This is a genomic window from Vibrio sp. D54 (assembly GCF_021728075.1).
Lineage (GTDB): Bacteria > Pseudomonadota > Gammaproteobacteria > Enterobacterales > Vibrionaceae > Vibrio > Vibrio alginolyticus.
Window position 1 is genome coordinate 94,462 of the sequence record NZ_JAKKCS010000004.1, and the last position, 23,759, is coordinate 118,220.

3 protein-coding genes are annotated in these 23,759 nt (G+C 48.5%); 1 reads left to right on the forward strand and 2 read right to left on the reverse strand.

Translation table 11 applies throughout. The annotated features are described in order from the left end of the window. Positions 1–2: 2 nt before the first annotated feature. Positions 3–1,352, reverse strand: coding sequence for an HlyD family type I secretion periplasmic adaptor subunit (locus tag L3V37_RS07000; RefSeq protein WP_033906830.1), 1,350 nt, complete (start codon positions 1,350–1,352; stop codon positions 3–5). Positions 1,353–1,361: 9 nt separating this feature from the next. Then, the gene (locus L3V37_RS07005; protein WP_017635878.1) at positions 1,362–1,718 is read right to left on the reverse strand and encodes a hypothetical protein; all 357 of its coding nucleotides are present in this window, start codon (positions 1,716–1,718) and stop codon (positions 1,362–1,364) included. Positions 1,719–1,912: 194 nt separating this feature from the next. Here L3V37_RS07005 and L3V37_RS07010 point away from each other — a divergent pair, with 194 nt between their 5' ends. Further along, complete coding sequence (locus L3V37_RS07010; protein WP_237306057.1) at positions 1,913–23,461, forward strand: tandem-95 repeat protein; 21,549 nt, start codon at positions 1,913–1,915, stop codon at positions 23,459–23,461. Positions 23,462–23,759: the final 298 nt, after the last annotated feature.

Consider the following 23,759-nt stretch of genomic DNA (forward strand, 5'->3'; position numbering starts at 1 on the left):
CATCATCTCTCATCGAACGCGTCTTCGATAGCCGACATAACCGGCTTCGCTGCGTATTCGATAACCCGGCGTGAACCTGTTTTCACGTCTGCGGTAAACTCCATATAAGGGGACAGCTTGTATTGTGTGCCTCCGCGCTCTAGATAGTTTTGACTGATTTGGATTTCCGCGAGGTAGAATTCAGCGTCTTCTTCTTCATAAGAAGAACGGCTGATCGATGCAATTCGACCTTCCAAAAATCCGTATTTGGCAAAGTTGTAGGTATCCATCTTCACTTTGACCGCTTGTCCGATTTCTACAAAACCCATGTCTTTACGCGGGATCTTCGCCTCTCCATGAAGGGCGTTATTGATCGGTGCAATGTCCGCGATGCTTTCACCTGGCGGTATCACAGCGGAGCGGAAGTTGAAATGCACTTTATCTACTACACCGTCAATAGGGGCGTAAACCACGAGGCGATCCACTTTATCTGAGTGTTGAGGACGTAATATACGTTTCAACTTTAAGTCCTTGTTTGCTTGAATGATTTGCGCTTGATACTCGGCATTACGATTCTCCACCAAGTCTCGGTACTGCTTCTCTAGTTTGTCGAGTTGGAAGCGCTCATTCATGACCGACTCATCAAGGTTTTCTATCTCACGCACCATGTTTGACTCTTGAACCTGCATATTCAGAACATCGACGTAAGACGCCATTTCCTCTTTGTACAAGGTGTTCTTAATATTGAGCTGCTTGCGTATTAAGGAGAGCTGGTTCTCGGAGCTTTTACGGCGCTTGAGCATTGAATCAATAAGCGAATTCTTATGTTGGATATCGTGAGTGATCAACTCTTCATTGGAACGGTTTTTGGAAAATTCTTGCTGCCAGGTATTCATGTTGACTTGCACTAATTCTGGGTACTTTTCGATGTAGGCAGAAAAATCGGGTTCCACCATATCGCGCAGGCTTTCGTAACGAATCTTGTCTAGCTCAAGCTGAATGATCTCTGTGTTTACCGTATCCAGTTGAGTGTTTCTATCCAGAGAGCGAAGGCGTGCAATAGGCTGACCTTCATAAACCACTTCGCCTTTGCGTACTAGCATTTCTTCTAGAATACCGCCTTCAAGGTGTTGCACTTTTTCGATGTCAGATTCGAGCAATAGCTCACCGCGCACCGACACCACAATGTCGATACGAGCCTGAGATGCCACGGCGATAGCCACCATGGAAAGCAAAAAGATAACCAGCAAGGTTTTGTGTACGCTGGTCATTGCACTGGCTAGCACGATTGTATCGTCTGCTGTTACCTTCGAAGCTTCGTTGTTCGAAACGAGCGCCTTTTTGAGGTGATGTTCTATTTGCTTATTACTCATGAGCCACCCCTACGATTCACTACCTGTGCGGCTATCGATTGAATTTTCGATTTTTAACAGCTGGCTAATTTGTTTGTTTACGTTGTTAAGCTCGGTTTTAACGTCCTCGATCAATTCATTAGGAGCAGGGAAATGGTGTTTGTTTAAGTGTTCAATCTTTGCCAATTTTGGTGGTAAGTCGTCATCACATAACAAGACGAGAATGGTCTTTAGTCTTTTTGAATAACATCTGAGTGCTTCAAAACGGTTTTGTTTATGCAGCATCTCAATATCAATCCCTGCGTCACTGAAATCTTGGTAAAAATCGCCTAATAGCAATTGCAGCCCTTTATGGCTGTTGTCGACTGAGCGCAACAGATTTGTCATATTTATCATTATCCCACCGCACTAATTGCTTTAATGACAACAAGTAAGGATCTTTATACTGGGTTTTCAAATTTTTTTGTTTTTATGGAACTCGAAAGGTATGAAAAAAGTTGTATAAAAAAGTTGGTTTCTAAAAATGGTGTCCTTTACTGCCTCTAAATACGATCAGTTAGCTAAAAGCAACGGAGGCTGTAATGGCAGGCGACACTAATCAAGAAAAAGACAATGAAAAGCTTAACGATGCGGTAGAGCAAACAGAAACGAAGGATACGGGGACAAAAGAAGAAAAACAGCAGTCGACCGTTTCTTCGACTGTAGCGACCGGTGCTGAAAGTGCAGATGCTGTTGATGAAGCCAATCGTGCGATGGAAGAAAATCCTAGTGGCGCGGGTACGGAAGAAGAAGCAGTGAGCTCGGGTGGCGCAGTTCAAGAAGAGGATACTGAAAGTAGCAGCGACTCTGACGCTGCACAATCCAATGTTGTTGATAGTGTAGCTTCTAGCGGAGAAACAGGTGACCAGGCTCTGGGCAGCGGTGGTTCGGATTCTGGGGCGGGTGCCCAAGCGGTCGGTGGTGGTGATGCCTCTGGCTCTGAAGGTGGTTCGGACGCAGAAGGCAATGAAGCGCAAGGACAAGCGGTACAAACTTCATCTGCGCCAAGTGCTTCTTCAGACTCTGAAGGTTCTCAAGGTGGTGACGAGCTAGATTCAGAAACCACTGAAGAGAGCTTCGCGGTGGATGTACAAGACACCAGCGAAGAAACCACGACGCAAGTAGAAGACGATTTCGACTCCGAAACTACGAGCGAGACGTTCCAAATTAAAGTCGAAGGTGAAAATGACGCGCCAGAAGTAGGGCAAGATCTGGCATACATCATGGATGAAGATGGCACTATTACCTTCACTCAAGAACAACTTCTCGGGTACGCGAGTGATGTTGATGGCGATGATCTTGCCGCATTTAACGTGCAAGTGGGTGCTAATGCATCAGTTGTGGATAATGGTGATGGCACTTATACCGTCACACCTGAAGCTGATTTTAATGGTGAACTCGACTTAACGTTTGATATCAGTGATGGTCAAGAAACCATTTCTAGTTCGATTGATTTAACTGTTCGTCCAATCAATGACGCACCAGTGCCTGAAGATAAAACCTTTGAGATTGAAGAGGATGGTACGCTGATCTTCACCGATGCTGACCTGCTTGCTGGCGCAACGGATATTGAAGGCGATAACCTCACAGTTGAAGGTGTAAGTTACGATGGTGGCGACGGCATCCTGACCGACAACGGCAATGGGACTTACACTTTTGCGCCAAATGAAAATTTCAATGGTGATGTGAACTTCAGCTTTGATGTATCCGATGGCACAGATACGGTTTCTGCCAACATTGATGTAAGCGTCACACCAGTCGATGATGCGCCAGTGTCTGGCAATCTTGCTTACTCGGTGGACGAAGATGGCTCGATTCGTTTGAGCCAAGAGCAGTTGTTGTCGCAAGCTTCTGACGTGGAAGGCGATGCACTGACGGCATCTAATCTTTCGGTAGATGGCAATGCGACGGTGACTCAAAATGACGATGGCAGCTTCACCATCACACCGGACGCAGATTTCAACGGTGACATCGACATCAGCTTCGATATTTCAGATGGCACGAATACCGTTCAAGCAACCGCTGATCTAACCGTTAATCCAATCAACGATTTGCCTGTTCCTCAAGACCAGCAGTTCAGCGTGGAAGAAGATGGCACGCTGATCTTTACGGACGCAGACCTGCTCAGTGGTGCAACGGATATTGAAGGCGATAACCTAACGGTTGAGGGCGTAAGCTACGACGGTGGTGACGGCATCCTGACCGACAACGGTAATGGGACCTACACTTTTGCGCCAAATGAAAACTTCAATGGCGATGTGAACTTTAGCTTTGATGTGTCCGATGGCACAGATACGGTTTCTGCCAACATTGATGTTAACGTTACGCCAGTTGATGATGCGCCAGTATCTGGCAATCTTGCTTACTCAGTGGATGAAGATGGCTCGATTCGTTTGAGCCAAGAACAGTTGTTGTCGCAAGCTTCCGATGTGGAAGGCGATGCACTGACGGCATCTAATCTTTCGGTAGATGGCAACGCGACGGTGACTCAAAATGACGATGGTAGCTTCACCATCACGCCGGACGCAGATTTTAATGGTGATATCGACATCAGCTTCGATATCTCAGATGGCACGAATACCGTTCAAGCAACCGCTGACCTAACCGTTAATCCAATCAACGATCTGCCTGTTCCTCAAGACCAACAATTCAGTGTGGAAGAGGACGGCACGCTACAATTTACCGATGCGGATCTGCTTGCAGGTGCGACCGACATTGAAGGCGATGACCTTTCTGTAACGGGAATCAGCTACGAAGGAACCGACGGCGTTCTAACTGACAATGGCGATGGCACGTATAGCTTTGCGCCAAATGAGAACTTCAACGGTGATGTAAACTTCAGCTTCGACGTGTCTGATGGCACAGATACAGTTTCAGCGAATGTAGATGTGAGCGTTACGCCGGTGAATGATCCTCCGGTCGCTGGTTCAACGTCTTACACAGTTCACGAAGACAATTCTATTACTATTTCTGACGCGCAACTGTTGGCAAATTCTTCAGACTTAGAAGGGGATGTCTCGATAGATAGCGTGAGTTACTCTGGCAGCGATGGTGTGTTGCAAGTCAATGGTGACGGTACGTACACCTTCTCTCCAAATGAAAACTTTAATGGTGAAGTGACGCTTGATGTTGTCGTCGCTGATGAAGAAGGCGCAACGGATGTCACCACTGCTGGCATTACGGTGCTGGAAGTGAACGATCCACCAGTCGCAGGACCAACTTCTTACACCATTGATGAAGATTCTGTTCTGACCTTTAGTGAGTCGCAAGTGCTGCTGAATGCCTCTGATGTGGAAGGCGACGTAGAGCTTGTTGGTATTAGCTACGATGGTCCGGATGGCATTTTCACCGTTAACGATGATGGCACATGCAGTTTCGCGCCAAACGAGAACTTTAACGGACAAGTTCAACTTGATGTGACCATTCGAGATGAAGATGGAGCTGAAGTTGATACCGTCATCAATGTGAATATATTGCCAATCAATGATGCGCCAGTATCGGGTGATTTGGCTTATAGCGTTGATGAAGACGGTGCGATTACACTCAGCCAAGAGCAGCTTCTTTCTCAAGCGTCTGATATTGAGGGCGATGACCTGACTGCTAGCGATTTGACTGTCGATGGAAACGCAACCGTTACAGCGAACGATGATGGCAGCTTCACGATTACACCAGATGCGGACTTTAATGGTGACATTGATATCCAATTCAACATTACGGACGGCACAGACACTATCCAAGCAACGGCGGATCTAACGGTTAATCCGGTTAACGATCTTCCTGTTCCTCAAGACCAGCAGTTTAGTGTTGAAGAAGACGGCACGCTTCAGTTTACCGATGCAGACTTGCTTGCTGGCGCGACCGACATCGATGGCGATAACTTAACGGTTGACGGCATTAGCTACACAGGCAGCGATGGTGTGCTGACTGACCACGGTGATGGTACTTACACCTTTGCACCAAATGAAAACTTCAACGGTGATGTCAGCTTTAGCTTTGGTGTTTCTGACGGCACTGAGACCGTACCAGCAAATGTGGACGTGAGCGTCACTCCAGTCAACGATCCTCCGGTTGCGGGTGCAACGTCTTACATGGTTGATGAAGACAACGCGATTACCATTTCCGACGAGCAGCTTCTGGCTAACTCTTCAGATGTGGAAGGCGCAGTGTCCATCGATAGCGTGACCTATTCAGGCACCGATGGCGTATTCCAAGACAACGGTGACGGCACTTACACCTTCATGCCGAATGAGAACTTCAGTGGTGATATCAGCCTTGATGTGATTGTGGCGGATGAGCAAGGTGCGATTGACGAAACGACCGCAGGCATTACCGTCATTGAAGTGAATGACCCTCCAGTTGCCGGTCCAACGTCTTACACGATTGATGAAGATTCAGTACTGACATTCAGTGAGTCACAAATTCTTGCCAACGCGTCTGATATCGAGGGCGATGTAGAGCTTGTTGGCATCAGTTATGAAGGCTCGGATGGTATCTTTACCGTCAATGGCGATGGTACTTGCAGCTTTGCACCAAACGAGAACTTCAATGGTCAAGTTCAGTTGGATGTGACCATTCAAGATGAAAATGGGGCAACCGTTGATACGCACATCAATGTCGACGTATTGCCAATCAACGATCCACCAGTATCGGGTGATTTGGCTTACACCATCAACGAAGACAGCTCAATCACGCTAAGCCAAGAGCAGCTGCTTGCCAAAGCGGGCGATATTGATAGCGAGAACCTTGAAGCCATCAATCTATCGACAGATGACAACGCGACGATTCAATACAACGATGATGGCAGCTACACCATCACACCGGATGAAAACTACAACGGTGACCTAGATCTGACCTTCGATATCATTGATAACGATGGCGGCTCGGTACAAGTTGGTCTGGATATTACGGTTAATCCTGTGAATGACTTGCCACAAGCGCAAGATCAACAGTTCACGGTAGAAGAAGATGGCACCCTGCTGTTCACGGATGCAGACCTATTGGAAGGTGCATCGGATATTGATGGCGATGATCTGTCTATCGAAAACGTTCTCTACACAGGTGCGGATGGTGTACTTACCGACAATGGCGATGGCACTTACAGCTTTGCGCCGAATGAGAACTTCAACGGTGACGTCCAGTTCACATTCGATGTGTCTGACGGCACAGGTTCAACACCAGCATTCATTGATGTCAGCGTGACACCAGTGAACGATCCACCGGTTGCAGGTTCTACGTCTTACACGGTTCAAGAAGACGGTCAAATCACCATTAGTGACGAGCAGTTGTTAGCCAACTCTTCTGATGTGGAAGGCGATGTAGCCTTGGCGAATGTTAGCTACTCTGGTAACGACGGTAGCTTCGTGGACAATGGCGACGGCACATATACCTTTACGCCAAATGAGAACTTTGACGGTAACATTTCTCTCGACGTTACGGTCATTGACCAAGATGGTGCAACGGATACGACAACTGCAGGCATCGATGTTATCGCGGTGAACGACGCACCAGAAACGTCAGGCATTCAAGCTGAGGTGGATGAAGATAATGCAATCACCATCACGCAAGAACAGTTGCTTGCGAATGCGACAGACATTGAAGGTGATGACCTTGTTGCCAGCAATCTACAAACCAATGACCCAGATGCGACGATCGTAGCCAACGACGATGGTTCTTTCACCATTACGCACACCGAAAACTTTAACGGTGAGTTGGACTTCACTTACAACATCAGCGATGGCGAAAATGATGTTCTGACCACGCTGGATCTGACCGTTAACCCTGTCAACGATGCGCCAGAAGCGGGCGACGAGATCTTTATTCAAGCAGAAGAAGACCAAACAGTGGGTGTTTCTCTGCGTGAAGAGCCTGCGTTACGTCTCGACCAAGCCCCTGAAAACGGTATCATTGAAGCAAATCTAAATGACGAATGGGTACAGCTAGAAGTCGGGCAGGAGGTTCCTGCAGACACGGAAGTGCGCTTCATTCCAAATGATGATGCATTGGCGAACGGTACGCACACGAGTCAAATTGGTACCTTTGACGACAACGCCAGCCTTGATGATTGGGGTACAGCTGTTGACCCTTACACACGTGAGTTTGTCGATGGCGATTTGAAAGTTACTGTTCAAAGTAATGATGACCCACTCGGTGCGTGGAATGGTAAAACACACATCGGTCACGGTATTGGTGATACTGACCGTCAAGGCTTGAGTGGTGATGAAAAACTGACTGTGACCGTTGAAGGTCAAGACATCAACGAAATCAGCTTCCACCTAGATGGTCTAGGCGGCTGGTTTATGGAAGAGTCTCGCCACTTTACCGAAGTCGAAATTCGCGCCTTCAACTCTGATGGTGACTTGATCGACTCGATGACTTACCACAAAGAAGATCGTGGTAGTTATGAGACGGATTACACCCTAACGGTGAACGAGCCGGTATCTTACTTTGAGCTAGGTACGATTCAAGGTAACGGTACTTACGTGGTTCAAAACATGACGGTTTCGCAAACTTGTCATGATGAAGCGGTGTTCACATCTATTGGCGTGGACGGCACGGAAATCACTGAAACGGTAGAACTGAATATCCGAGAAGGTGACAGTGAAATCGAACTGACCGCTGACCTGCCAAATGTGACCATCGATACCGAAGGTTCTACGCAGTTTGCATCTGTGGTTATCACAGAAGAACAGCTTTTAGCACAAGCGAGTGATATCGATAGCGATGTTCTTGATATTCAAAACCTAGAGCTGGTGGGGGATAACGCGGAGCACGCTACGTTAACCGACAACGGCGATGGTACATGGACAGTCACACCAGATGAGAACTTCTACGGTGAGATTGAGCTTGGTTACCAAGTTACAGATGGTGAACTCACTGACGACAACATCATCAACATCAACTTCGAAGCAGTAAACGATGCGCCAATCGTTTCTGGTCCGATTGTGTTGTCTACTGATGAGGATGTGGGCATTACGTTTAGCGCGGATGATTTGCTTGCCAATGCAAGTGACGTGGAAGGCGATGCGCTGTCTATCTCTGATATCTCTTACAGCGGTGATAACGGTGAGCTTGTCGACAATGGCGACGGCACTTACACCTTTATGCCGAATGAAAACTTCAATGGTGAAGTCGACATCGATTACAAAGTCTTCGATGGCACCGATGAAGTCGATACCCATCTAGATCTGACCGTTATTCCGGTCAACGATGTGCCAGTTCCTGGTGCACCGCTGCATACTCAAATGTTAGAAAACGGCACCATCGTCATCGAAGCAAAAGACCTGTTATCAGGTGCGACCGATGTGGATGGCGACATTCTGCATATCGAGAATCTACTGCTTGTCGACCAGTCACAAGGTACGTTGACAGATAACGGCGACAACACCTTTACCTTCGAACCAACTTCGAACTTCTACGGTGAAGTGAACCTGACCTTCGACATCAGCGATGGTCAAGCTAGTGCACCAAGCACAGCGAAGATCGATGTTGAGATCGTTAACGAAGGTCCAGAGGTCAGCGGTCCTGTTGATGCGGTCGTCGATGAAGATGGCTCAATTACCATCACTCAAGAAGACTTGTTAGCGAACGCGACGGACGTGGATGGTGACAACCTTGAAGCGGTGAACCTGTCGACCAACGATCCTAATGCAACCATCGTTGAGAACGCTGATGGTAGCTTCACGATTACACCGAGCGAAAACTTCTTTGGTGAAATCGAATTTACTTATGACGTAACGGACGCGATTGAAACCGTCGCTGCGGATCTAAACCTCACCGTTAACCCAGTGAACGACCTGCCAGATGTGCCTGATTTGTCCTTCACCACAGAAGACGGCGAAGCCATCACGATTACTGAAGCAGAGCTGCTGGCTCAAGCGACGGACATCGAAGGCGATGACTTATCTGTTGTGAACGTGACGAGTTTAAGCGATACGGTTCAAGTGACAGACAATGGCGATGGCACATACACGTTAACGCCAGAGCAGGGCTTCTTTGGTAATGTTGACCTCACGTTTGATGTAAGTGATGGCACCGATGTGGTGGCGGCAAACATCGACTTGAAAGTTGAGTTCGTCAACGACGCACCAGAAGCAGCACCAATCGTGGCAGACGTGGACGAGGATGGATCTATCCTCGTGACACAAGAAATGCTACTTGAAAACGCCAGCGACCAAGATGGTGATGACCTATACGCAACGGCACTAGAAACCAATGATCCGAATGCCTCTATCGTGGATAACGGCGACGGCACCTTCACGGTGACACCGTCGGAAAACTTCAATGGTGACATTGCATTCACTTATGAAGTGAGTGACGGTGAACTAAGTGTTGCTAATGAAATGACATTGACGGTGAATCCAGTCAATGACATTCCAATTGTTGCGCCTGGCATGTACCAAATTGAAGAGGATGGCAGCATCCTGTTCACGCAAGAAGATCTTCTAAGCGGTGCGATTGATATTGATGGTGATGACCTCACCGTTACCAGCATTAACTACTCGGGTGATGAAGGTACTGTAACGGACAACGGTGACGGTACGTTTAGCTTCGTACCAAAAGAGCACTTCAGTGGTGACTTGCAATTCAGCTTTACGGTTTCTGACGGTACGGATGAAGTTGAGCAAGACATTAATGTCCATATCGAAGCCGTGGCAGATGCGCCAGACCTAGTCATCACTGATGGCGACGGTCGAAACGTGGATGACCAAGCGATCTTGGTTGAGCCAGGCGGTATTGTTGAAGTGAACATCGCCGCAGCATTGGTTGACCAAGACTTGTCAGAAACGCTGACTGTGACCGTTGATGGCGTTCCAGAAGGTTCGGTGATCAGCTACGACAACGAAGGGGTACTTAACGATCAAGACAACGGTATCACCAGTTTTAACGATACTGAAATCACGGTTACCTTTGAAGGTGAAACCGCGGGTTACCAAAACGCAGCTGGCTATTACAAAGTTGATGAAGACGGCAATATCACGGGCGTTGAAGTGGTGTACGAAAACGCCTCTCAAGTTGGCGGAGGCGGTGACCTCATTCCGGGACAAGATCAGTTCAGCTTCCAAATCTCGGAAGGGGAAAGCTTCAACCTATTCTTGATTCCTAACGGTCATAACTTCAATGACTTTGCGTCCATGCAAGATGGTCAGTATGAGTTCCGTGCGGCAGATGGCTCTCCTGCGAACATGGATACGGTCGACCCACAACTCGTGTTTGTGGGTGCTGATGGTTCTGAAACCGTGATTCAAAGCCAATTTGGTGATGCAGTCTTCCATGGCGGCACAAGCTCAGAGCTCAACCAAGATGGCATTGAACATACTCGAACTACTGTGAACGAAGACGGTGAACTGGTCTACGGCTTTGAAGATCTCTACGGTGGCGGCGATGCCGATTATAGTGACTTCAACTTCACCATTGATGTAGGTGAAGTGAACAGCCAGATCTACAGCGGTGAAGTAACAGTCGGTCCAGATGGTTCTGTAACGCTTCCAACCACAGCAATTGAACAAGAGCTACAGATTCAATTGCCAGAAGACTTTAACCAACAGCTAGAAATCAATGTAACGGCAACGGCGACAGAGCTATCAAATAATGATTCTGAAACCGTTTCTCAAACCATCTACGTCAATGCAACGGGTGCTCACATTGAACATACGCCTGAAGCATTGCCTGTTTCTGCTGTGGTTGAAGAAGATGGTTCAATCCTAATCACGCAAGAAGATTTGCTCGCTAATGCGCGTGACTTGGATGGAGACCAACTGACAGCACTGAACTTGGCAACGGATGATGAAAACATCACCATCACAGACAATGGTGACGGTACTTACACCTTAACGCCAGATGCGGACTTTAATGGTGACATCACCTTTACGTTCGATGTGTCTGACGGCGATGATGTTGTCTCAACCAACCTTGAGTTATTGGTGTCACCAGTTAACGATGCGCCTGAACCACAAGATCAAGCGTTCACCATTGGTGAAGATGGTGTGCTGACCTTTACTGATGCGGATCTCCTAACAGGCGCTACCGATATTGAAGGGGATGACTTATCTGTTGAGGGCGTCACTTACACAGGCGCGGACGGTGTTCTTACTGACAATGGTGATGGCACATATAGCTTCGCACCAAACGAGAACTTTAATGGCGACGTGAACTTCACTTTCGATGTTTCCGATGGCACGGATACCGTGACGGCGAATATCGACGTAAGCGTGACGCCGGAGAACGATCCACCGGTTGCAGGCAGCACGGCTTACACCGTTCATGAAGACAATTCGATCACCATTAGTAACGAACAGCTGTTGGCGAACTCGTCTGATATAGAAGGCGAAGTGGCGATTGAGAGCGTGAGCTACAGCGGTAACGATGGTGTGTTAGAAATCAACGGTGATGGTACTTACACCTTCTCACCAAACGAAAATTTCAGCGGCGAGGTGAGCCTAGATGTTGTCGTTGTCGATGAAGATGGTGCAACGGACTCGACCACTGCAGGCATTACTGTGATTGAGGTAAATGACCCACCAATCGCAGGTCCTACCGCATACACTATCGATGAAGACCAAGTTCTAACCTTCAGTGAATCGCAAGTGCTACTGAATGCTTCGGATGTTGAAGGGGATGTCGAGCTAGTAGGCATCAGCTACGACGGTCCAGATGGCATCTTCTCAGTAAATGGCGATGGCACATGTAGCTTTGCACCGAATGAAAACTTCAACGGTCAAGTGCAGTTGGATGTAACCATTCGCGATGAAGATGGTGCAGAGGTTGATACTTACATCACAGTCGATGTCTTACCAATCAATGATGCACCTGTATCTGGTAACTTGGCGTACAGCGTTGACGAAGACAACTCAATCACGTTGAGCCAAGAGCAGCTTCTTGCTCAAGCATCGGATGTGGAAGGTGATGCGCTGACTGCGTCTAACCTAGTGGTTGACGGTGATGCAACGGTTACGGCAAACGACGATGGTAGCTTCACTATCACGCCAGATGCGAACTTCAATGGCGACATTGATATCACGTTCGATATCAACGACGGCAGCGACACTATTGTTGCAACGGCGGACCTAACCGTTAACCCAGTTAATGACTTGCCGCAGCCGGAAGATCAAGCGTTCACCATTGGTGAAGATGGTGTGTTGACCTTCACTGATCAAGACCTGTTGGATGGTGCAACGGACATCGATGGCGATGATCTATCGGTAGAAGGTGTCACTTACACAGGCGCGGACGGTGTCCTAACTGACAATGGCGATGGTACATATAGCTTCGCACCGAATGAGAACTTCAATGGTGATGTGAACTTCACCTTCGATGTTTCCGATGGCACGGACACCGTGACTGCGAATATCGATGTGACAGTCACACCAGAGAACGATCCACCAGTGGCAGGTAGCACATCTTACACAGTGCATGAAGACAACTCGATCACCATTAGTAACGAACAGCTGTTGGCTAACTCGTCTGATATAGAAGGCGAAGTGGCGATTGATAGCGTGAGCTACAGCGGCACAGATGGTGTGTTCCAAGACAATGGTGACGGCACTTACACCTTCTCGCCAAACGAGAACTTCAATGGTGAAGTGAGCCTTGACGTTGTGGTTGTCGATGAAGACGGTGCGACGGATTCAACCACCGCAGGTATCACGGTACTTGAGGTGAACGATCCACCAATCGCAGGTGCGACTAGCTACTCAGTGAACGAAGACGAAGTCATCACCATTAGCTCTGAACAGCTATTGGCGAACGCTTCTGATGTTGAAGGTGAAGTTGCGATTGATAGCGTCAGCTACAGCGGCTCCGACGGTATCTTTACCGATAACGGTGACGGTACATTCAGCTTCGCACCAAACGCCAACTTCGATGGCGATGTCAGCCTAGATGTTGTGGTTGTTGATGAAGACGGTGCAACTGCGGCAACTAACGCAAACATCGATGTATTGCCAATCAACGATACGCCAGTATCGGGCAACTTGGCTTACAGTGTCGATGAAGACAATTCAATTACGCTAAGCCAAGAACAGCTTCTTGCTCAAGCATCGGATGTAGAAGGCGACGCGCTAACCGCGACTAACCTAGTGGTTGACGGTGATGCAACGGTCACGGCAAACGATGATGGCAGCTTCACCATCACGCCTGATGCGAACTTCAATGGCGACATTGGTATCACGTTCGACATCAACGACGGCACCGACGCTATTGTTGCAACAGCTGACCTGACGGTTAATCCAGTTAACGACCTACCACAGCCAGAAGATCAAGCGTTCACCATTGGTGAAGATGGCGTCTTGTTGTTCACTGATGAAGATCTGCTTGATGGCGCAACAGATATCGATGGCGATGACCTATCGGTTGAAGGCGTGAGCTACACAGGCGCTGATGGTGTTCTAACCGACAATGGTGATGGCACTTACAGCTTCGCGCCAAACGAAAACTTCAATGGCGACGTGAACTTTACCTTCGATGTTTCCGATGGCACGGATACCGTGACCGCAAATATCGATGTAAGCGTGACGCCAGAGAACGATCCACCGGTAGCAGGTAGCACGTCTTACACGGTGCATGAAGACAATTCGATCACCATCAGTAACGAGCAGTTATTGGCTAACTCATCTGACGTCGAAGGCGAAGTCGCGATTGATAGTGTCAGCTACAGCGGCGCAGATGGCGTGTTCCAAGACAATGGTGACGGCACTTACACCTTCTCGCCAAACGAGAACTTCAATGGTGAAGTGAGCCTAGATGTTGTCGTGGTAGATGAAGACGGTGCGACGGACTCAACCACCGCTGGCATTACTGTTCTTGAGGTGAACGACCCACCAATCGCAGGCGCGACCAGCTACTCCGTTAACGAAGATGAAGTCATCACCATTAGCTCTGAGCAGCTATTGGCGAATGCTTCTGATGTTGAAGGTGAGGTGGCGATTGATAGCGTCAGCTACAGCGGCTCCGACGGTATCTTTACTGACAACGGCGATGGCACATTCAGCTTCGCACCAAACGAAAACTTCAACGGTGATGTCAGCCTAGATGTTGTCGTGACCGATGAAGATGGCGCAACTGCGACAACCAACGCGAACATTGATGTATTGCCAGTCAATGATGCTCCGGTATCAGGTGATTTGGCTTACAGCGTGGATGAAGATGGTTCTATCACTCTCAGCCAAGAGCAACTTCTTGCACAAGCAGGCGACGTGGATGGTGATGACCTAACTGCATCCAACCTGACTGTTGACGGCAATGCGACCGTTGTTGCAAACGATGACGGCAGCTTCACAATCACACCGGATGCAGACTTCAATGGCGACATTGATCTGAGCTTCGACATTACGGACGGCGATGCGACCATTCAAGCGACTGCCGATCTGACTGTGAACCCAGTGAACGACCTACCAACGGTTGGTCAGCCACAGTTTGTTACGCAAGAAGACACCAGCTTCACCTTCACCGAAGAGCAATTGCTGCAAAATGCAGGTGATATCGATGGTGATAACCTAACCGTAGAAAACGTTGCTTCTGACAGTGGTACGTTAGTCGATAACGGTGACGGCACGTACACCTTCGCGCCAAACGAAAACTTCGATGGCAACGTGAACGTGACGTTTGACGTCAACGATGGCACTGCAACCGTACCAGCAGAAGCGAACATTGATGTTCAATCTGTGGTTGATATGCCAGAGCTGTCGATTGCTTCGGACTTGGTGATTGCTTCAGACAACTTCGAGTCTGGCTCGAACGGTTGGAACGCGAATACTGAAAGTTCACAAGGCTTCGAAACGGGCGATATGCTGGGTCGTATTGGTGGCACTGGCGGTGATGAAGCGGTCAGCAAAACCTACGATATCCCAAGCGATGTCAATGAAGTGAATATCTCGTTTAGCTTCTACGAAATCGATTCTTGGGATGGCGAGTCGTTCCAAATCTTTGTGGGTGGCGAACAGCTAACCACCTTGGAGAACTCCGCGTTCCGTACTCAAGATGGTACGACAACGCTTTACGACTCAGATGGTAATGAAGTGGGTGAAGTGATCCACGGAGCTTCTCAACGTGAAGGCTTCAGTGGCTGGAATGACCAAGCTCACCAAATCAATCTGACGGTTCCTGTCGAGGATGGCGAACTACAACTTGGCTTCGGTTCAACCTTGAATCAAGACGTTTGGGATGAATCGTTTGGTATCGACAACATCGAAATCACGGTAGCGGACGCGGATTACCAAATCATTGGTACCGAAGATACACCAGTGCCGCTTGATATCGATGCAGCATTGACCGATACCGATGGTTCAGAAAACCTCGCTATCTTGATTGAAGATGTGCCAGAAGGCAGCTCATTATCAGCGGGTGTTGATAATGGTGATGGTACTTGGTCACTACAACCAGGCGAGCTAGAAGGACTAGAGTTTATCCCTTCTGCGGACTTCAACGGCGATGTGACGTTAACCGTGAATGCAACCTCTACAGATGTTGATACCGGAACCACAGCGACAGCGACGCAAGATGTGACGATTCATATCTCGCCGACCAATGACGCACCAGAAGTCACGGGCGATATCACGGCAGTCACCGCCGAAGACAACAGCATCACGTTGACTCAAGAACAGTTACTGGAGCACGCTGTTGATATCGATGGCGATGATTTAAGTGCAATCAACCTAAGCACCAATGATGAAAATGCGACGGTTGAAATGAACGAGGATGGCAGCTTCACCATTACTCCAAGCGAGAACTTCTACGGTGATATCGAGTTTAGTTACGATGTCACGGATGGTGAAGAAGTGGTTGCGGCTGGTCTCGATCTAACAGTAACACCAGTGAATGACGCACCAGAGCCACAAGATCAAGTGTTCACTGTGGGTGAGGACGGTCTTCTTACCTTCACAGATGCAGACTTGTTAACAGGCGCGACGGATGTAGAAGGTGACAACCTAACAGTTGAAGGCGTGACTTACACTGGCGCGGACGGTGTCCTAACCAACAATGGCGATGGCACGTACAGCTTCGCACCGAATGAGAACTTCAATGGCGACGTGAACTTCACTTTCGATGTTTCCGATGGCACGGATACTGTGACCGCGAATATCGATGTGAGTATTACGCCAGAGAACGATCCACCGGTGGCAGGCAGCACGTCTTACACGGTGCATGAAGATAATTCGATCACCATCAGTGATGAACAGTTACTAGCTAACTCATCGGATATTGAAGGTGATGTATCGATTGATAGCGTGAGCTACAGCGGTAACGATGGTGTGCTAGAAATCAACGGTGATGGCACGTACACCTTCTCGCCAAACGAGAACTTCAATGGCGAGGTTAGCCTAGATGTTGTCGTGGTCGATGAAGATGGTGCGACGGATTCAACTACCGCAGGTATCACGGTACTTGAGGTGAACGATCCGCCAATCGCAGGTCCAACTGCGTACACCATCGATGAAGACCAAGTTCTAACGTTCAGTGAATCACAAGTGCTTCTGAATGCTTCGGATGTCGAAGGGGATGTTGAGCTTGTAAGCATCAGCTACGACGGTCCAGATGGCATCTTCTCAATAAATGGCGATGGCACTTGTAGCTTCGCACCGAATGAGAACTTCAATGGTCAAGTATCGCTGGACGTGACTATTCGTGATGAAGATGGCGCAGAAGTCGACACCTATATCACTGTGGATGTATTGCCAATCAACGACGCACCAGTATCGGGTAACTTGGCTTACAACGTAGATGAAGATAACACGATTACATTGAGCCAAGAGCAATTGTTGTCTCAAGCGAGCGATGTGGACGGCGATGACCTTGTTGCTGAAAACTTGCTTGTAGATGGTAATGCGACAGTGACTGCTAACGACGATGGCAGCTTCACCATCACGCCAGATGCGAACTTCAATGGTGACATTGATATCACGTTTGATATCAGTGATGGTTCTGACACCTTGGTCGCAACGGCAGATCTAACGGTTAATCCAGTTAACGACCTACCACAGCCAGAAGATCAAGCGTTCACCATTGGTGAAGATGGCGTCTTGTTGTTCACTGATGAAGATCTGCTTGATGGCGCAACAGATATCGATGGCGATGACCTATCGGTTGAAGGCGTGAGCTACACAGGCGCAGATGGTGTCCTAACCGACAATGGTGATGGCACTTACAGCTTCGCGCCAAACGAGAACTTCAATGGAGATGTGAACTTTACCTTCGATGTTTCTGATGGCACGGATACCGTGACCGCAAATATCGATGTAAGTGTGACGCCAGAGAACGATCCACCCGTGGCAGGTAGCACGTCTTACACCGTACACGAAGACAACTCGATCACAATCAGCGATGAGCAATTACTAGCGAATTCGTCAGATATTGAAGGCGATGTTTCGGTTGATAGTGTGAGCTACAGTGGCGCAGATGGCGTGTTCCAAGACAATGGTGACGGTACGTACACCTTCTCGCCAAACGAGAACTTCAATGGTGAAGTCAGCCTAGATGTTGTCGTAGTCGATGAAGACGGGGCGACGGATTCAACTACCGCTGGCATTACTGTTCTTGAGGTGAACGACCCACCAATCGCAGGCGCGACTAGCTACTCCGTTAACGAAGACGAAGTCATCACCATTAGCTCTGAGCAGCTATTGGCGAATGCTTCTGATATTGAAGGTGAGGTAGCACTAGATAGCGTGAGCTACAGTGGCAGCGAAGGTATCTTTACCGACAATGGTGATGGTACGTTCAGCTTTGCACCAAATCAAAACTTCAATGGTGAAGTGAATCTTGATGTTGTAGTCGTGGACGAAGATGGTGCGACCGCTTCGACGACGGCAAACATTGATGTTCTGCCAATCAATGATGCTCCAGTATCGGGTGACTTGGCTTACAGTGTCGACGAAGACAACTCAATCACGCTAAGCCAAGAACAATTGTTGGCACAAGCAACGGATGTAGAAGGTGATGCACTAACTGCTTCCAACCTAGTGGTTGACGGTGATGCAACGGTTACTGCAAACGATGATGGCAGCTTTACCATTACGCCTGATGCGAACTTCAATGGTGACATTGATATCACGTTTGATATCAGTGATGGTTCTGACACCTTGGTCGCGACGGCAGATCTAACGGTTAATCCAGTTAACGACCTACCACAGCCAGAAGATCAAGCGTTCACCATTGGTGAAGATGGCGTCTTGCTGTTCACTGATGAAGATCTGCTTGATGGCGCAACGGATATCGATGGCGATGACCTATCGGTTGAAGGTGTGTCTTACACTGGCGCAGATGGTGTCCTAACCGACAATGGTGATGGCACGTACAGCTTCGCGCCAAACGAAAACTTCAATGGCGACGTGAACTTCACCTTTGATGTTTCTGATGGCACGGATACCGTGACCGCAAATATCGATGTAAGCGTGACGCCAGAGAACGATCCTCCGGTGGCGGGCAGCACGTCTTACACAGTACATGAAGACAACTCGATCACCATCAGTGACGAGCAACTACTGGCTAATTCGTCTGATATCGAGGGTGATGTTGCGATCAGCAGCGTGAGCTACAGCGGTAACGACGGTGTGCTAGAAATTAATGGCGATGGTACTTACACCTTCTCACCAAACGAAAACTTTACAGGCGATGTTAGCTTAGATGTTGTCGTGGTTGACGAGGACGGCGCGGTTGATACAACAACAGCGGGTATTACCGTTCTTGAGGTGAACGATCCACCAATCGCAGGCACAACCAGTTACACCATTGATGAAGATGAAGTCATCACCATCAGTGCAGAACAGTTGTTGGCAAACTCTTCCGATATTGAAGGTGAGGTAGCACTAGATAGCGTGAGCTACAGTGGCAGCGAAGGTATCTTTACCGACAATGGTGATGGTACGTTCAGCTTTGCACCAAACCAAAACTTCAATGGTGAAGTGAACCTTGATGTTGTAGTCGTGGACGAAGATGGTGCGACCGCTTCGACGACGGCAAACATTGATGTTCTGCCAATCAACGACGCACCAGTATCGGGTAACTTGGCTTACAACATAGATGAAGATAACACCATTACATTGAGCCAAGAGCAATTGTTGTCTCAAGCGAGCGATGTGGACGGTGATGACCTTGTTGCTGAAAACTTGCTTGTGGATGGTAATGCGACAGTGACTGCTAACGACGATGGCAGCTTCACCATCACACCAGATGCGAACTTTAACGGTGACATTGATATCACGTTTGATATCAGTGATGGTTCTGACACCTTGGTCGCAACGGCAGATCTAACTGTTAATCCAGTTAACGACCTACCACAGCCAGAAGATCAAGCGTTCACCATTGGCGAAGATGGCGTCTTGTTGTTCACTGATGAAGATCTGCTTGATGGCGCAACGGATATCGATGGCGATGACCTATCGGTAGAAGGTGTGACCTACACAGGTGCTGATGGTGTCCTAACCGACAATGGTGACGGCACTTACAGCTTCGCGCCAAACGAGAACTTCAATGGCGACGTGAACTTTACCTTCGATGTTTCCGATGGCACAGATACCGTGACGGCGAATATCGATGTAAGCGTGACGCCAGAGAACGATCCACCGGTGGCAGGTAGCACGTCTTACACCGTACACGAAGACAACTCGATCACTATCAGCGATGAGCAATTACTAGCGAACTCGTCAGATATTGAAGGCGAAGTCGCGATTGATAGTGTCAGCTACAGTGGCGCAGATGGCGTGTTCCAAGACAATGGAGATGGTACTTACACCTTCTCGCCAAACGAGAACTTCAATGGTGAAGTCAGCCTAGATGTTGTCGTGGTAGATGAAGACGGTGCGACGGACTCAACCACAGCAGGTATTACAGTACTTGAGGTGAACGATCCACCAATCGCAGGCACAACAAGTTACTCTGTCAATGAAGACGAAGTCATTATCTTCACGGAAGAGCAACTGCTAGCGCAGTCAAGCGATGTGGAAGGTGACGTGAGCCTAGAAAGCGTCTCTTACAGTGGTAGCGACGGTATTCTAACGGCGAATGACGATGGCACTTACAGCTTCGCGCCAAATGAAAACTTCAACGGTGGCGTAAGTCTTGACGTAGTAGTGGCTGATGAAGACGGTGCAACTGCGACAACCAACGCGAACATTGATGTATTGCCAGTCAACGATGCTCCGGTATCTGGCGATTTGGCTTACAGCGTCGATGAAGACGGTTCAATCACATTGAGTCAAGAGCAGTTACTGGCTCAAGCGGGTGACGTCGACAGCGATAATCTAGAAGCGGTGAACTTAACCGCGGTAGCCAATGCAACCGTTGTTGAGAACCAAGATGGTAGCTTTACGATTACGCCTGACGCGAACTTCAATGGCGATATCGACCTAAGTTTCGACTTGATTGATAACGATGGTGCGAGCGTGGAAGTGGGCGTCGACCTAACGGTGAACCCAATTAACGATGCGCCGCAATCAACGCCAGTGAATATTGCTGGCACCGAAGATACCACCATTCTTATTACGCAGGACATGTTGCTTGCTAACGCGACAGACATCGACAACACCTACGATGAACTGTCTGCTGTTGACCTAGTGATTGATGAGCAATACGGTGACTTGCTAGACAACGGTGATGGTACTTGGTCATTCACTCCGGCAGAGAACTTCAATGGTGATGTGCCAATGTCGTTCGGTGTCAGCGATGGTGATTTAGTGACGCCGGTTGAAGGCAATCTAAACATCGAAGCGGTTAACGATGCACCAGAAGCGCCAACCATCCAGATGCAAGGCGAAGAAGATGTGGTCATGGTGATTGACCCAGCTTACATCGCTGATCAAGTTACGGATCTTGATGGTGACGAAATCAGCGTAGAAAGCATCACGGTTCGTGCGCCTGCAAACGCGACATTAACTCAGCAGCCAGATGGAATGTACCACTTGGTAACCACTCAAGACTTCAATGGTTTGGTGGAACTGGGCTACACCGCGACGGATGGTGAAGAAGTGGTTGAAGGCTCGTTGAATGTGGATGTCATTCCAGTCAACGATGCTCCATTCAATGTGGGTAATGCCTTTATGGCAACCGACGAGGATGGCGCATTCACCTTCGACGCTGGCGACCTGATGAACTTGTTCGGCGATATCGACACTGAAAACTTAGTCGTATCACGCATTATCACCGCAGAAGGTGAAGATGGTGGTGAGGTAACGGACAACGGTGACGGTACTTGGACATTCACACCGACTGGCGATTTTGCAGGGGTTTCTGACTTGCAAGTTGTGGTAAGTGACGGTGAGTTTGAAACAGTACTTGATGTACCAGTGTTTGTTCGCCCTGTTGCGGATGGTGCGGTCATCACAACCGACCATGATGGTCCGTTAGTCTTCGGTGAGGACGAAACAGGTCACCTAGGCTTGAATGTCGGTCTAATCGACGATTCAGAAACGCTAAGTAACCTAGTGATGACTGGTTTCCCTGTTGGCTTCGAAGTTACGGATGGTGTGAACACCATTACCATTACGGAACCGGGTCAATACATCGACTTGAACGAGTGGGATATTTCAGACCTGCAAATGACGCCTCCGGCTGACTTTAATGGCGAGTTCTTCGTAACCGTGACCGCAACAACGGTGGATTATGGTGACGAGCCAGAAGAGTTCGAAGATGGCATCGATTCAGGTGACTTCGAAACCCTAGCGGGTGAGCCAGTTATCCTAACCGTTGATGACCTAATCGGATTGGCAGAAAACGTAGACGCTGACGCGGGTGATGAAGTGAAATTCGTTCACCTAGCTGACCGCAGCCAAGGTGAGATTGTCGATAACGGTGATGGCACATGGACATTCAATCCAGCACCAGGCTTTACTGGTGAAGCGGATATCGCTTACGTGATTGACAAAGACGGTGTGCTTCATGATGAGCAAACAGGTGTGGTCGTGAAAGAAGACGCGCCACAAGAGAATGCTTCTCCAGAAATCGACAGCATTTCTACCACAGAAATGGCAGCGGATGGCACCTTGTCGTTCACCAATGATGACATGCTATCGACCTTGAGCGATGCAGAAGGCGACAGCTTGAGCATTGAGTCAGTGAGTCTAATGGAAGGTCAAGGTGTGATAGAGACCGATAACCAAGGTAACTACCAATTCACACCAGCAGAAGGCTACACCGGAGATGTTCAAGTTGGTTTCATTGCAACTGACGGTGAAAACCGCATTGAGAGCTTCTTTAATGTCGACATCCAAGGTGAAGGTGAAACCACAACCAGCGAAGGCTACGCACTGGCTGATGATGGCTCACTAACACTAACGGAAGCGCAGTTGATTGATGAGCTTGGCATTAGCCCTTCAGCAGAAGTGTTGGATGTAGCCGATGCAAACGATGCTGGTTTCTTCGCGAAATCAGGTGATGAAGAGTGGACATACTGGCCGAACGATGACTTCGATGGCAATTTGGCTATGGATGTTCAGGTCAACGACAACGGTGAAGTATTGACTCAGAATCTGAGCATCCAAGTTGCGGACGATTCAGCGCAAAGTGACGAGCCACAAATTCAAACTGCTCAAGCATCATCAGAGCAGCAAGTTGGCGAAGCGCAACAGCCTGAAGAGCAAGCAGCAAACGGTGCAGACAGTGAAGAGGAGAGCGCAGCTGATGTGACTGCAGCACCAGGCGATACCATTTCTATCTCGGTTCCAGATGAGGTCAGTGGTAATGAATCGGTGGATTATGCAGAAATGTCCGGTCTACCTGATGGTGCATCAGTAAGCAACGCACTGGATAATGGCGATGGCAGCTTCACATTAAGTGGCAACCTGAACCAACCAGTATCGGTTAACTTACCAGAAGGTTACGAAGGTACGAGCGAAATCCAATTCCAAGGTTACGACGAATTGGGCAGCGCAGTAGAAGGTGCGAGTGGCACAGTTGAAGTTGAAGTCGATGATCAATACACCATGCAAGGCTCTGCTCAAGATCAGCAACCAGATATGGCGGGTATGGAATCTGGCGGCAGCGACTGGACAAGTGCAGGAGGTCAAGATCAAGGTGTTGATTTCACGGATGACTCTGGCAGCTTCGACTCGGATACTCAAACCGGTACTGACCAAGGCAACGACTTCGATCAAAGCTCAATGTAACCATTCCTAGACGAGGGCAGTGTCATTGCTGCCCAAACCAAAGCCATGCAGAGCCTACTTTGCATGGCTTTTTTGTTGGTCTTCTTTCTATGAGCTGTAGAAAAAAACTTGGAAATTGAAAAAAGTATTCTTAGCTAGTTTATACCCAAGTAACCTCGAGATGTTAGGTTCAGCGAGAATGGCTTGGTTTGTAGACGCGGCGGCGATTTAAAGGTCTAGTGGGTCTAAATCAAGAATCGACAACAAAGTATACAAACCAAGACAGCTCGCCCTTCGGGAGCGTGTCATTGACTCGGTT